Here is a 13271-nt window from a genome sequence, read left to right on the forward strand (position 1 = left end):
TAGTCAGATCGGGTTCGGGCAATCGATGAACAGGTGCTCGACGGCAAACCGCCGCGCCAGGTAATCGCCCAGCGCCTGTACCCCATAGCGCTCGGTGGCATGGTGCCCGGCGGCAATGAAGCTGATGCCGTTCTCGCGCGCGCTGTGGTAGGTCTGCTCGGAGGCTTCCCCGGTCAGGTACAGGTCGACCCCGGCGGCAATCGCGGTGTCGATGTAGCCCTGGCCACCGCCGGTGCACCAGCCAACCCGGCGGATCATCTGCTCACCCTCGACCAGCAACGGCTCGCGTCCCAGCACTTCCTGCACACGACGGGCAAAGTCGCGTGCGGTCAGCGGCTCGGCCAGCGAACCGACCAGCCCGACCACCTTGGGGTTTTCCGGGTCCAGCGGGCCTTCGACGGTGATCTCCAGCTGCCGCGCCAGCTGCACGTTGTTGCCCACGTCCGGGTGCACATCCAGCGGCAGGTGGAACGCCAGCAGGCTGATGTCGTTGTTCAGCAAGGTCTTCAAGCGGCGCTGGCGAATGCCGGTGACGCACGGGTTTTCCCCCTTCCAGAAATAACCATGGTGCACCAGCACCAGGTCGGCCTCGGCCTCGACCGCTGCATCCAGCAGCGCCTGGCTGGCGGTGACCCCGCTGACGATGCGGCTGACCTGCGGCCGGCCCTCGACCTGCAGGCCATTGGGGCAGTAATCCTGGATCTTCGCGCTGCCCAGGTAACGCTCGGCTTCCTCGACCAGGGTGTTCAGAGCGACGGCCATGAAAATCTCCTCGAAATCTGCATTTTTATCGGGCACAACGCCCATGCAACGCCCGTATAATGCCGGCCATTATGGGCCGTCGCCGGCACTGGGGGAACCGGTGTATGATCGCGCGCGCTCATGCCCCACCGCGCGCCCTCCGGCCTTTGCTCTTTCCAGGATTCGTTCATGTTCAAGGCTTTGCGTTACTTTGGCTGGCCCCTGCTTACCGGCATACTGGTCGCCATGCTGATCATCCAGCGCTTTCCGCAATGGGTCGGCCTGCCCAGCCAGGACGTCAACCTGCAGCAAGCACCGCAGACTTCACGGATCATGCAGGGCCCGGTGTCCTATGCCGAGGCCGTGACCCTGGCCGCCCCGGCAGTGGTCAACCTGTACACCACCAAGGTGGTGAACAAGAGCTCGCACCCGCTGTTCGAAGACCCGCAGTTCCGCCGCTTCTTCGGTGACAACCTGCCCAAGCAGCGCCGCTGGGAGTCGAGCCTGGGTTCGGCGGTGATCATGAGCCCCGAAGGCTACCTGCTGACCAACAACCACGTGACCAGCGGCGCCGACCAGATCGTCGTGGCCCTGAAGGATGGCCGCGAGACCTTGGCCCGGGTTATCGGCAGCGACCCGGAAACCGACCTGGCAGTGCTGAAGATCGACCTGAAGAACCTGCCGGCGATCACCATCGGCCGCTCCGACACCATTCACATCGGCGACGTGTCGCTGGCCATCGGCAACCCGTTCGGGGTCGGCCAGACCGTGACCATGGGCATCATCAGCGCCACTGGGCGCAACCAGCTGGGGCTGAACAACTACGAAGATTTCATCCAGACCGACGCGGCGATCAACCCGGGCAACTCCGGTGGTGCGCTGGTGGACGCCAACGGCAACCTGATCGGTATCAACACGGCGATCTTCTCCAAGTCGGGCGGTTCGCAGGGCATCGGCTTCGCGATCCCGGTGAAACTGGCGCTGGAGGTGATGAAGTCGATCGTCGAGCACGGCCAGGTGATCCGGGGCTGGCTGGGCATCGAAGTGCAGCCGCTGAGCCAGGAGCTGGCCGAATCGTTCGGCATGAAAGGCCGCCCGGGCATCGTGGTAGCAGGTATCTTCCGCGAGGGGCCGGCGGCGAAGGCCGGGTTGCAGCTGGGTGACGTGATCCTGAGTATCAACGGCGAGCCGGCCGGTGACGGGCGCAAGTCGATGAACCAGGTGGCGCGGATCAAGCCGAACGAGAAAATCACCATCGAAGTGATGCGCAACGGGCAGCAGCTGAAGCTGATTGCCGAGGTCGGCCTGCGGCCGCCGCCAGCGCCGGCGGTGGCCAACGAAGAGAAGTAACGCTCCGGTCTGGCAACCCGTGTAGGAGCGGCCTTGCGTCGCGATGGGGCGCGCAGCGGCCCCGGGATTTCAGCTTCACCGCTGATATCGCCGGGGCCGCTTTGCGGCCCGATCGCGACACAAGGCCGCTCCTACAGGGACCGCGTGTGCAGCCGCTACGGCATCAATGCAAGATCTGGCTCAGGAACAACTTGGTCCGGTCACTGCGCGGCCGGTCGAAGAAGTCATCCGGCGACGCCTGCTCGACGATCTCGCCCTTGTCCATGAAGATCACCCGGTTCGCCACGGTCCGGGCAAAGCCCATCTCGTGGGTCACGCAGAGCATCGTCATGCCATCCTCGGCCAGGCCCACCATGGTATCGAGCACCTCCTTGACCATTTCCGGGTCCAGCGCCGAGGTCGGTTCGTCGAACAGCATGATCTTCGGCTTCATGCACAATGCACGGGCAATCGCCACACGCTGCTGCTGGCCACCGGACAGCTGCCCCGGGTACTTGTGCGCCTGCTCCGGAATACGCACGCGCTCCAGGTAGTGCATGGCAATTTCTTCAGCCTTACGCCGCGGCATCTTGCGCACCCACATTGGTGCCAGGGTGCAGTTTTCCAGGATGCTCAGGTGCGGGAACAGGTTGAAGTGCTGGAAAACCATGCCCACCTCGCGGCGGATGGCCTCGATCTGCTTGAGGTCATTGGTCAGCTCCACGCCGTCGACCACGATGCGCCCCTGCTGGTGCTCCTCCAGGCGGTTGAGGCACCGGATGGTGGTGGACTTGCCCGAGCCGGACGGCCCGCACAGCACGATACGCTCGCCCTGGCGCACGTTCAGGTTGATGTCCTTGAGCACATGGAACTGGCCGTACCACTTGTTCACGCCCTGCATCTGGATGATGCCTTCGGGGCCGGCAGGCTGCTTGATCGCTTCACTCATTTCGAAACTCCTAACGCTTGTGGCCAGTGTCCAGCTTGCGCTCCAGGTGCATGGAGTAGCGGGACATACCGAAACAGAAAATCCAGAACACCAGGGCAGCGAACACGTAGCCCTCGGTGGCCATACCCAGCCAGGCCGGGTCGGCGGCGGCTTGCTTGACACTGTTCAGCAGGTCGAACAGGCCGATGATGATCACCAGGCTGGTGTCCTTGAACAGGGCAATGAAGGTGTTGACGATGCCAGGGATCACCAGCTTGAGCGCCTGCGGCAGGATCACCAGGCCCATCGCCCGCCAGTAGCCCAGGCCCATGGCCGCGGCCGCTTCGTACTGGCCCTTGGGGATGGCCTGCAGGCCGCCACGCACCACTTCGGCGATGTACGCCGACTGGAACAGGATCACCCCGATCATCGCCCGCAGCAGCTTGTCGAAGCTCATGCCTTCGGGCAGGAACAACGGCAGCATCACCGATGACATGAACAGCACGGTGATCAGCGGCACGCCACGCCAGAACTCGATGAAGGTGACGCACACCACCTTCACCGCCGGCATCTTCGAACGCCGCCCGAGGGCCAGCAGGATGCCCAGCGGCAAGGCGCCGACGATCCCCACGGTGGCGATCACCAGGGTCAGCATCAGCCCGCCCCACTGGCTGGTCGGTACATTCTCCAGGCCGAGCACGCCGCCGTGCAGCAGCGTGTAGGCCAGGATCGGGTACAGCACCAGGAAGCCCAGGCCGTAGAAAGCCTTGCGCGGGAAACGCTTGATGAACAATGGCGCGGCGCCCAGCACCGCAAGCCACACGGTCAGGTCCACGCGCCAGCGCAGTTCGGTCGGGTAGTAGCCGTACATGAACTGGCCGAAGCGCTGCTGCACGAACACCCAGCAGGCGCCCTCCTTGGTGCAGTCGGCACGGGTGGTGCCGACCCAGTTGGCGTCGATCAACGCCCACTGCAGCAGTGGCGGCACGATCAGCCACACCAGGTAGATGGCGAACAGGGTCAGCAGCGTGTTGAGCCAGCTGGAAAACAGGTTGGCACGCATCCATGCGAGCACGCCGACGGTTTTCACCGGTGGCGGCATGTCGGGTTTGAAAACATGGGCATTCACAGGCGTATCCTCACCGCTCGATCAACGCAATGCGCTTGTTGTACCAGTTCATCAGCAGCGAAATGCTGATGCTGATGGCGAGATAGACACTCATGGTGATGGCTATCACCTCGATGGCCTGGCCGGTCTGGTTGAGCACGGTACCGGCGAACAGCGAGACCATCTCCGGGTAGCCGATACCGGCCGCCAGCGACGAGTTCTTCGCCAGGTTCAGGTACTGGCTGGTCAGCGGCGGAATGATCACCCGCAGTGCCTGGGGGATGATCACCTTGCGCAGGGTCGGCCCCTCGCGCAGGCCCAGCGAGCGCGCGGCCTCGGTCTGGCCATGGCTGACCGAACGGATACCGGAACGCACGATCTCGGCGATGAACGCGGCGGTATAGATGGTCAACGCCAGGGTCAGCGCCAGCAGCTCGGGAATCAGTACCCAGCCACCGACGAAGTTGAATCCTTTCAATTGCGGCACTTCCCAGTGCACCGGGCTACCGAACAGCAGTACGCAGGCACCCGGAATGGCGATGAACAGCGCCAGCCCCACCCAGAACTTGTGGAATGGCTCGCCGGTTTCGTCGAAGCGCTTGTTGGCGTAGCGCACCATCGCGACGATGGCCAGCACGGTCACGCCCAGGGCAATGACGAACGGCCAGAAGCCGTCGGCCATGGTCGCACCAGGCATGTTCAGGCCACGGTTGCTGATGAAGAAGGTGTCCTGGAGGTTGATGCTGCCGCGCGGCCCCGGCAGGGTCAGGAACACGGCGAAATACCAGAACAGAATCTGCAGCAACGGCGGGATGTTGCGGAAGGTTTCCACGTACACCGTCGCCAGCTTGTTGATCATCCAGTTCGACGACAGCCGTGCCACACCGATGATGAAGCCGAGGATGGTCGCCAGTATCACGCCGATGAAGGTCACCAGCAGGGTATTGAGCAGGCCGATGACGAACACCCGCGCATAGCTGTCGGATTCCACGTAGGGGATCAGGTGCTGGGCGATGCCGAAGCCGGCACTGCGGTCGAGGAAGTCGAAGCCCGAGGTGATACCTCGGTGTTGCAGGTTGGTCTGGGTATTGTGGAACAGGTACCAGCCCAGACCGACCACGAAGGCTATCGTGAGGATCTGGAACAGCCACGCACGCACACGTGGATCGCTCAGGGATAACCCCTTTTGTGCGCCAATTCGATTTTGCATGAAGTGCCCCGGAAAGTAGGGTTCCGAACAACCTGCGGCGGCCGAATGCCGCCGCAGGGTGCAGCCATCAGCGCACAGGTGGCGCGTACTGGATGCCGCCGTTGTTCCACAGGGCGTTCATGCCACGGTCGATCTTCAGAGCGGTGCCCTGGCCCAGGTTCTTCTCGAACACTTCGCCATAGTTGCCGACTTGCTTGACGATCTGCACTACCCAGTCCTTGGGCAGCTTGAGGTCCTTGCCGTACTCGCCATCCGCGCCCAGCAAGCGGGCGACGTCCGGGTTCTTGGTATTTTTGGCTTCGGCCTCGACATTCTTCGAGGTGATGCCCGCCTCTTCGGCGTTGAGCATGGCGAACAGGGTCCACTTGACGATGCTGAACCACTCTTCGTCGCCTTTGCGCACCACCGGGCCGAGGGGCTCCTTGGAGATGGTTTCCGGCAGCACCACGTACTCGGCCGGGGCGGCCAGCTTGGAGCGCTGGGCGAACAGCTGCGACTTGTCCGAGGTCAGCACGTCGCAACGGCCGGACTCCAGCGACTTGGCGCTTTCATCGGAGGTGTCGAAGGTGATCGGGGTGTACTTCAGGCCATTGGCGCGGAAGTAGTCCGACACGTTCAGCTCGGTGGTGGTACCGGCCTGGATGCAGATGGTCGCGCCATCGAGTTCCTTGGCACTGGATACCCCCAGCTTCTTGTTGGCCAGGAAGCCGACACCGTCGTAGTAGGTAACACCGGCGAACACCAGGCCCATGCCGGCATCGCGCGAGCTGGTCCAGGTGGTGTTGCGCGACAGCACGTCGACTTCGCCCGACTGCAGCGCGGTGAAGCGTTCCTTGGCGTTGAGCTGGCTGAACTTGACCTTGGTCGCGTCGCCGAACACGGCGGCGGCCACGGCACGGCACACATCGGCGTCGATACCGACGATCTTGCCCTGCGCGTCAGGTACCGAGAAGCCTGGAAGACCGTCGCTCACGCCACACTGGACGAAGCCCTTCTTCTTTACCGCATCGAGGGTGGCGCCGGCCTGGGCGTTGCTCACGGCGCCCAGCGCAGCGGCAGCGGTCAGGACTGCCAGGGTGGTTTTCAACATCTTCATTCACAACCTCCAAATCGCTCTTGTTGTATCGAGCCGGAATTGCACCGCACCCTTTTGAGGCGTATCCGACCCGTATTGGCTTGTTATTGGGTCAATTGGCGCAATGGGCTGTTCTGTGACAGCCTTCGCGTGCAAAGGGTGTTACCGTCACGGCCCGCCCTTTGCATCGAAGGTTGAATTGCAAAGCCCGTACCAGATTGTTTGGCTGTAGCGTTTAAGCGCTCGTCAAGTAGGTAAAGTTGTATCGTTGCGACATTCTTTTTCAGACAATCATTTCCAGCGCCTTATTTTCAGGCACGCCTTAACGAGACCCGCACACTTTCGGAGCAGTCATGACCAACCCGCTGATTCTCGAACCGCAAAAAACCGCCGACGCTTGTGTGATCTGGTTGCACGGTCTGGGTGCCGACCGTTACGACTTCCTACCGGTTGCCGAATTCATGCAGGAGCGTCTGCTCACTACCCGCTTCATCATGCCCCAGGCACCGACCCGCCCAGTGACCATCAATGGCGGCTATGCCATGCCCAGCTGGTATGACATCAAGGCCATGACCCCGGCCCGCGCCATCGACGAAGCGCAACTGGAGGAATCGGCCGAGCAGGTGATTGGCCTGATCAAGGCCGAGCAAGCCAAAGGCATCAGCCTGTCGCGAATCTTCCTGGCCGGCTTTTCCCAAGGCGGCGCAGTGGTGCTGCACACTGCCTATATAAAGTGGCAGGAAGCCCTGGGCGGCGTGATCGCCCTGTCCACCTACGCCCCCACCTTCAACGACCAGCATCAGCTGAGCGCCTGCCAGCAACGCACCCCGGCCCTGTGCCTGCATGGCGTGCACGACCCGGTGGTGATTCCGTCCATGGGCCGCACCGCGTTCGAGTACCTGGACACCTGGGGCGTCGCCGCGCGCTGGCACGAATACCCGATGGAGCACGAAGTGGTGGTGGAAGAGCTGAACGACATCCACGACTGGCTGGCCAGGCAGCTGCAATAAGCAGAAGCCACCTGTAGTTGTCAGCCCAAGCCACTACGCCGCGCCTGAATCTTGCATTACACTGCCGGCGTACATTCCTTAACCAGTTGATGAGACGATCGTGCTCAAGGCACTCAAGAAAATATTCGGCAAGGGAGACGCCGCGCCACAGGCCGTCGCTCCTGCTGCCAGCGTGACGGCGCCTGCGCCCGCCACCGACGCCCGGCCAGCGGCAAAACCGACCGCCCCGCGCGCCACCCCTGCACCCAAGGCTGAACAACCTGCTGTGGTTGCACCGGCCGCCGACAAGCCGGCCAAGGACAAACCGCGCCGTGAGCGCAAGCCCAAGCCGCAGGCCAGCCTGTGGAAACCGGAAGACTTCGTGGTCGAACCACAGGAAGGCAAGACCCGCTTCCACGACTTCAAGCTGTCCAACGAGCTGATGCACGCCATCCATGACCTGGGCTTCCCCTACTGCACGCCGATCCAGGCGCAGGTGCTGGGTTACACCCTGCGTGGCCAGGACGCCATCGGCCGGGCCCAGACCGGTACCGGCAAGACTGCAGCGTTCCTGATCTCGATCATTTCCCAGTTGCAGCAGACACCGCCGCCCAAGGAACGCTACATGGGCGAGCCGCGCGCGCTGATCATCGCCCCTACCCGCGAACTGGTGGTGCAGATCGCCAAGGACGCCATCGCCCTGACCAAGTACACCGGCCTCAACGTCATGAGCTTCGTCGGCGGCATGGACTTCGACAAACAGCTCAAGGCCCTGGAAGCGCGCCATTGCGACATCCTGGTCGCCACCCCCGGCCGTCTGCTGGACTTCAACCAGCGTGGCGAGGTGCACCTGGACATGGTCGAGGTGATGGTCCTGGACGAAGCCGACCGCATGCTCGACATGGGCTTCATCCCCCAGGTCCGGCAGATCATTCGCCAGACCCCACCGAAAAGCGAGCGCCAGACCTTGCTGTTCTCCGCCACCTTCACCGACGACGTGATGAACCTGGCCAAGCAGTGGACCACCAACCCGGCCATCGTCGAGATCGAGCCGGAGAACGTGGCCAGCGAAACGGTGGAACAGCACGTGTATGCCGTTGCCGGCAGCGACAAATATAAACTGCTGTACAACCTGGTGACCCAGAACAAGTGGGAACGGGTGATGGTATTCGCCAACCGCAAGGACGAAGTGCGGCGCATCGAGGAAAAACTGGTGCGCGACGGCATCAATGCCGCCCAGTTGTCGGGCGACGTGCCACAGCACAAGCGTATCCGCACCCTGGAGAGCTTCCGCGAAGGGCACATCACCGTGCTGGTGGCTACCGACGTGGCCGGGCGCGGCATCCACATCGACGGCATCAGCCACGTGATCAACTTCACCTTGCCGGAAGACCCGGACGACTACGTGCACCGCATAGGCCGTACCGGGCGTGCCGGTACCAGCGGGGTGTCGATCAGCTTTGCCGGTGAGGATGATTCCTACCAGTTGCCGGCGATCGAAGAGCTGCTGGGGCGCAAGATCAAGTGCGAAATGCCAGCGGATGAGCTGTTGAAACCGGTGCCGCGCAAGCACCACTGACGATCCGAATGCTGGCACCGTCCCTGTAGGAGCGGCCTTGCGTCGCGAAAGGGCTGCGAAGCAGCCCCGGCAATCCATGCATCAAGGTTGAAATCCAGGGGCTGCTTCGCAGCCCTTTCGCGACGCAAGGCCGCTCCTACAAGGAATCGGCGCAGCCTTGGCTACCAGCGCCCGGCAGCATCCTGGTCACTCTGCTTCCCTTCGACCCAGCGCGGCCCTTGCTGGGTATTTTCCTTCTTCCAGAACGGCGCCCGGGTCTTCAGGTAGTCCATGATGAAGGTGCAGGCATCGAACGCCGCCTGCCGGTGGGCACTGGCCACGCCAACGAAGACGATCGGTTCACCCGGCTCCAGCGCACCGATGCGGTGCAGCACCTCGACCTTGAGCAACGGCCAGCGCTGCTCAGCCTCGACCACGATCTTGGCCAGGGCCTTCTCGGTCATGCCCGGATAGTGCTCGAGGAACATCCCCGCCACTTCCCGTCCATCGTTGAAGTCCCGGACATAGCCGACAAAGGCGACCACCGCGCCCACGCCGACATTGGCCGCATGCATGGCATTGGTCTCGGCACCCGGGTCGAACGCACCTGCCTGAACTCGCACTGCCATGTTCAGCCTCCGGTCACCGGTGGGAAGAACGCCACTTCATCGCCCTCTTCCAGCGCTTCATCGAGCTTGCACAGCTCTTCGTTGCGCGCACACATCAAGTTCTGCTCGGCCAGCACCTGGTACGGCCCGCCCTTGGCGACCAAGGCCTGGCGCACATCGTCCAGCACCTTGAAAGCACCCTCCACCCGCTCGGCATCGACACCCAGCAGTTCGCGGTAACGGGCGAAATACATCACCTTGACCTTCATCACGCATCCACCTTGTAGTGGCCGCTCTTGCCGCCAAGTTTTTCCAACAGGCGCACCTGCTCGATGACCATGCCCTTGTCCACGGCCTTGCACATGTCGTAGATCGTCAGCGCGGCTACGCTGGCTGCGGTCAGCGCCTCCATCTCCACACCAGTCTGGCCAGCCAGCTTGCAGCGGGCAACGATGCGCACGGCATCCTCGCCCTCGGCACCGAGCTCGACCTTGACACTGGTCAGCATCAGCGGGTGGCACAGCGGGATCAGGTCGCTGGTCTTTTTCGCCGCCTGGATCCCGGCGATGCGCGCCACGGCGAACACGTCGCCCTTGGGGTGGTCGCCGTCGACGATCATCTGCAAGGTCTGCGGCAACATGCGCACCCGCGCCTCGGCGGTGGCCTCGCGCTCGGTCACGGCCTTTTCAGTGACGTCGACCATGTTGGCCCGCCCCTGGGAATCAAGATGTGTCAGCACTGCTCTGCTCCTGTGAAGGGAACTGGCAGTGTAAACCTGTGGGTCAGGTTTGAGCAGGGGGCCGGGCAGTGAACTGCCCGGCTGCAGGGTTTTACAAGTGCGATTCGGCGTACTCGGCCAGCACCGAGCGGGGCACGCCCTGCAGGGTGATGTGCACGCCATGGGGGAAGTCCTTGAAGCGCTCGGTCAGGTAGGTCAGGCCCGAGCTGGTCGCGGACAGGTAGGGGGTGTCGATCTGCGCCAGGTTGCCCAGGCAGACCACCTTGGACCCGGAGCCGGCACGGGTGATGATGGTTTTCATCTGGTGCGGCGTCAGGTTCTGGCACTCGTCGATCAGGATCAGGCTTTGCTGGAAGCTGCGACCACGGATGTAGTTCAGCGACTTGAACTGCAACGGCACACGTTCAAGGATGTACTCGACGCTGCCATGGGTGCTTTCGTCATCCATGTGCAAGGCTTCGAGGTTATCGGTGATGGCGCCCAGCCAGGGCTCCATCTTCTCCGCCTCGGTGCCTGGCAGGAAGCCGATCTCCTGGTCCAGCCCCTGCACGCTGCGGGTGGCGATGATGCGCCGGTAGCGCTTGCTGACCATGGTCTGCTCGATGGCCGCGGCCAGGGCCAGGATGGTCTTGCCGGAACCGGCGGCGCCGGTCAGGTTGACCAGGTGGATATCCGGGTCGAGCAGCGCGAACAGCGCCAGGCTCTGGTGGATATCGCGAGGCTTGAGGCCCCAGGCCTCCTGGTGCAGCAGCGGCTCCTGGTGCAGGTCGAGCAACAGCAGCTCATCGTTGCGGATGCCCTTGATCCAGCCGACGAAGCCCTGTTCATCGATGATGAACTCATTGACATGCACCGCCGGCAGGTTGTCGATCAGTTGCACCCGGTGCCAGGTGCGGCCACGCTCCTGGCGGGTATCGACCTTGCTTACCCGGTCCCAGAACGAACCGCTGACCGAATGGTAGCCCTTGGACAGCAAGGACACGTCATCGACCAACTGGTCGGTGCTGTAGTCCTCGGCGGCGATGCCGCAGGCCCGCGCCTTCAGGCGCATGTTGATGTCCTTGGTAACCAGCACCACGTCCAGGTCGGTGCGCCGGGCCCTCACTTCGAGCAGCTGGTTGATGATGATGTTGTCGTTGAGGTTTTCCGGCAGCAGCTTGTTGGGCTCGTTGCGCGGGGTCATCAGGATCGACAGGAAGCCCTTGGGCCCGCTCTTGCCACGCTGGATCGGCACGCCCTGCTCGACATCGTTGGGCGAGGCGTCACCGAGGGTCTGGTCGATCAGGCGAATGGCCTGGCGGCATTCGGCTGCGATGCTCTGCTTGCCGGTCTTGAGCTTGTCGAGTTCCTCCAGCACCGTCATCGGGATGGCGACATGGTGCTCCTCGAAGTTGAGTAACGCGTTGGGGTCGTGAATCAGGACGTTGGTATCGAGCACATACAGGATTGGCTTGCTGGAGGAAGGGTTGCGTCCTTGGTCATCCATACTCGGTCACCTTATGTCGAAGCCACACGGCGTGGTCTGTTACGCCGCAGAGTGACTGCCGTTCTCCCCGTATCCGCGTTGTTACGGGCGGGAAGCGAACCTGGCTAGGTGGGCCTGGATGACGCCACCTGTGCTGCAGGAATCGGCTGTCTGGTTTCTTCATACCGCAAAAGCCATGACCGGAAAAAGCATTTTTACGCGTTTTTGAAGTTTATTTTGCCGAATGACGAAGGGGCCTTGGCGGCAGCGCCAGAGGGGACTACAGTCAGAAGTCACACCCCTGGTTCGCGGTACCCATACTCGCGGCAGCCTTCCCAGCCGATACCGCTCTGCGCGGTGTTGCGCAGCAACCAGTCCAGTGCCGGCTGCGCCTTGGGCAAGCTGTCATGAAACTGGATTACCCCCTTGCGCCACAGCAGCATCAAGGTCAGCACCCGCTGCGCCGAGGCTTGCGCCGTCAGTGCACCATCATCCTGAGCATCGATATCCCACAACGATACCCGCAGTTGCTGGCTGGCCATGAACGTCTCGCCGTCGGCGCGGCGTTGCCCATAAGGTGGCCGGAACAACGGCACATACTGTTGCGGCAGGTCGGCCTGCACCCGCGCCTGGCTGCGCCGCAGCGAGTCCTGCCAGCCCGTCCACTGTGCATGGGAGCGATATTCCCAGCCCTGGATGCCCACGCACTGGCCGCCATAGAGCTGGCGCAAGGCGCTTGCCGCGCCGGCGTCGCGGCGTTGCTGCAGGCGGTTGCCGAGCACGAAGAACGTACCGGCAAGCTTCTGCCGACGCAGGTAATCGGTGAGCTGGTCGGTCGTGCCACCCTGCGGCCCGGGCCCACCGACGAAGGTCAGCAGGAACATGCGGTCATTCAGTTCATCACCATTGCGCTCGCGCGCCGACAGCCGCTCCACCTCGCTACTGGTTTGCGGCAGCAATGCGGCCTTGCGCAGTTGCTCGTCGAGGTAGTGCACATGGAACTGGTGGCTGGGTTCGATCCAGCCCGTGTAGAACGTGCCGACATCGGCAGCGAAGGTTGCCGCCTGGGTACGCAACTCTGCCATCGAGGTCACCGGATAACAGAACGACGCATCCTGTTCGCAACTGCGCTGTGCCTGTTGATAGCCTTGCCACAACCGCTGCCACATGCGCGCCCGCAGCAGGCGTACCTTCTGCAGGTTGATCTGGCGCAAGCCCAAGCGGGTTGCCAGCGTCGCCTCGTCCAGCAGCTCGCTTTCGTGCAGCACCTGGGCGAACGAGAGAATTTCCGCCCGCGAGGCCACATCGAACAACGCGGGGCTGTCCAGCTGTTCGGGCCACAGGCTGCGGTCCAAGCTTACCTGGGGTGAGGGGGCGGCTTGCACGGCCAGGCTCAGCAGGCCGGCCAGCAAAGCAGAAGCAATGCGCACGGTTGAAGGCTCCGCAACGGCGAAACGCGCACTATAGCGCCTGTACCGGCCATGGTCTGTGACTATCGTCGCCATAGTTTGGACTTGTACC

At 63.0% G+C, this 13271-nt stretch carries 13 protein-coding genes; 3 read left to right on the plus strand and 10 right to left on the minus strand.

The window, feature by feature from the left end:
• Positions 1–3: 3 nt before the first annotated feature.
• The gene (locus HU763_RS20240) at positions 4–762 is read right to left on the minus strand and encodes a Nif3-like dinuclear metal center hexameric protein (RefSeq protein ID WP_170032462.1); all 759 of its coding nucleotides are present in this window, start codon (positions 760–762) and stop codon (positions 4–6) included.
• A gap of 168 nt (positions 763–930) precedes the next feature.
• Here HU763_RS20240 and algW point away from each other — a divergent pair, with 168 nt between their 5' ends.
• Complete coding sequence (gene algW / locus HU763_RS20245) at positions 931–2091, plus strand: Do family serine endopeptidase AlgW (protein ID WP_186685363.1); 1161 nt, start codon at positions 931–933, stop codon at positions 2089–2091.
• Between the two features lie 163 nt (positions 2092–2254).
• Here the strand turns inward: algW and HU763_RS20250 are convergent, their stop codons facing one another.
• The 4 genes from HU763_RS20250 to HU763_RS20265 all read right to left on the minus strand — a co-directional run bounded on the left by HU763_RS20250 (position 2255) and on the right by HU763_RS20265 (position 6412).
• Entirely contained in the window at positions 2255–3019 is a 765-nt protein-coding gene (locus HU763_RS20250; protein WP_170032466.1) for an amino acid ABC transporter ATP-binding protein, read from the minus strand.
• A gap of 10 nt (positions 3020–3029) precedes the next feature.
• Entirely contained in the window at positions 3030–4127 is a 1098-nt protein-coding gene (locus tag HU763_RS20255) for an amino acid ABC transporter permease (protein ID WP_170032468.1), read from the minus strand.
• 10 nt (positions 4128–4137) lie between these two features.
• A complete protein-coding gene (locus tag HU763_RS20260; RefSeq protein ID WP_186685364.1) occupies positions 4138–5316 on the minus strand; it encodes an amino acid ABC transporter permease in 1179 nt (392 codons plus the stop codon).
• A 67-nt stretch (positions 5317–5383) separates the two neighbouring features.
• On the minus strand, positions 5384–6412 hold the full coding sequence (locus tag HU763_RS20265) for an amino acid ABC transporter substrate-binding protein (protein ID WP_186685365.1): 1029 nt from the start codon (positions 6410–6412) through the stop codon (positions 5384–5386).
• A gap of 332 nt (positions 6413–6744) precedes the next feature.
• Between HU763_RS20265 and HU763_RS20270 the strand changes: the two genes are divergently transcribed.
• Positions 6745–7401 carry an alpha/beta hydrolase gene (locus HU763_RS20270; protein ID WP_170032474.1) on the plus strand — a complete coding sequence of 219 codons (657 nt, stop codon included), beginning with the start codon at positions 6745–6747 and terminating at the stop codon, positions 7399–7401.
• 100 nt (positions 7402–7501) lie between these two features.
• Positions 7502–8959, plus strand: a complete 1458-nt coding sequence (rhlB, locus tag HU763_RS20275) for an ATP-dependent RNA helicase RhlB (protein ID WP_186685366.1) — start codon at positions 7502–7504, stop codon at positions 8957–8959.
• A 161-nt stretch (positions 8960–9120) separates the two neighbouring features.
• Here the strand turns inward: rhlB and moaE are convergent, their stop codons facing one another.
• The 5 genes from moaE to HU763_RS20300 all read right to left on the minus strand — a co-directional run bounded on the left by moaE (position 9121) and on the right by HU763_RS20300 (position 13180).
• The gene (moaE, locus tag HU763_RS20280) at positions 9121–9567 is read right to left on the minus strand and encodes a molybdopterin synthase catalytic subunit MoaE (protein ID WP_186685367.1); all 447 of its coding nucleotides are present in this window, start codon (positions 9565–9567) and stop codon (positions 9121–9123) included.
• A 2-nt stretch (positions 9568–9569) separates the two neighbouring features.
• Entirely contained in the window at positions 9570–9815 is a 246-nt protein-coding gene (locus HU763_RS20285) for a MoaD/ThiS family protein (protein ID WP_186685520.1), read from the minus strand.
• Positions 9815–10285 carry a cyclic pyranopterin monophosphate synthase MoaC gene (moaC, locus tag HU763_RS20290; RefSeq protein WP_186685369.1) on the minus strand — a complete coding sequence of 157 codons (471 nt, stop codon included), beginning with the start codon at positions 10283–10285 and terminating at the stop codon, positions 9815–9817. The genes HU763_RS20285 and moaC overlap by 1 nt, the downstream gene beginning before the upstream one ends.
• Positions 10286–10376: 91 nt before the next feature.
• Positions 10377–11771, minus strand: a complete 1395-nt coding sequence (locus tag HU763_RS20295; RefSeq protein WP_170032482.1) for a PhoH family protein — start codon at positions 11769–11771, stop codon at positions 10377–10379.
• 272 nt (positions 11772–12043) lie between these two features.
• Positions 12044–13180 carry a polysaccharide deacetylase family protein gene (locus tag HU763_RS20300; protein ID WP_170032484.1) on the minus strand — a complete coding sequence of 379 codons (1137 nt, stop codon included), beginning with the start codon at positions 13178–13180 and terminating at the stop codon, positions 12044–12046.
• Positions 13181–13271: the final 91 nt, after the last annotated feature.

The sequence above is a fragment of the Pseudomonas anuradhapurensis genome, from assembly GCF_014269225.2.
Classification (GTDB): domain Bacteria; phylum Pseudomonadota; class Gammaproteobacteria; order Pseudomonadales; family Pseudomonadaceae; genus Aquipseudomonas; species Aquipseudomonas anuradhapurensis.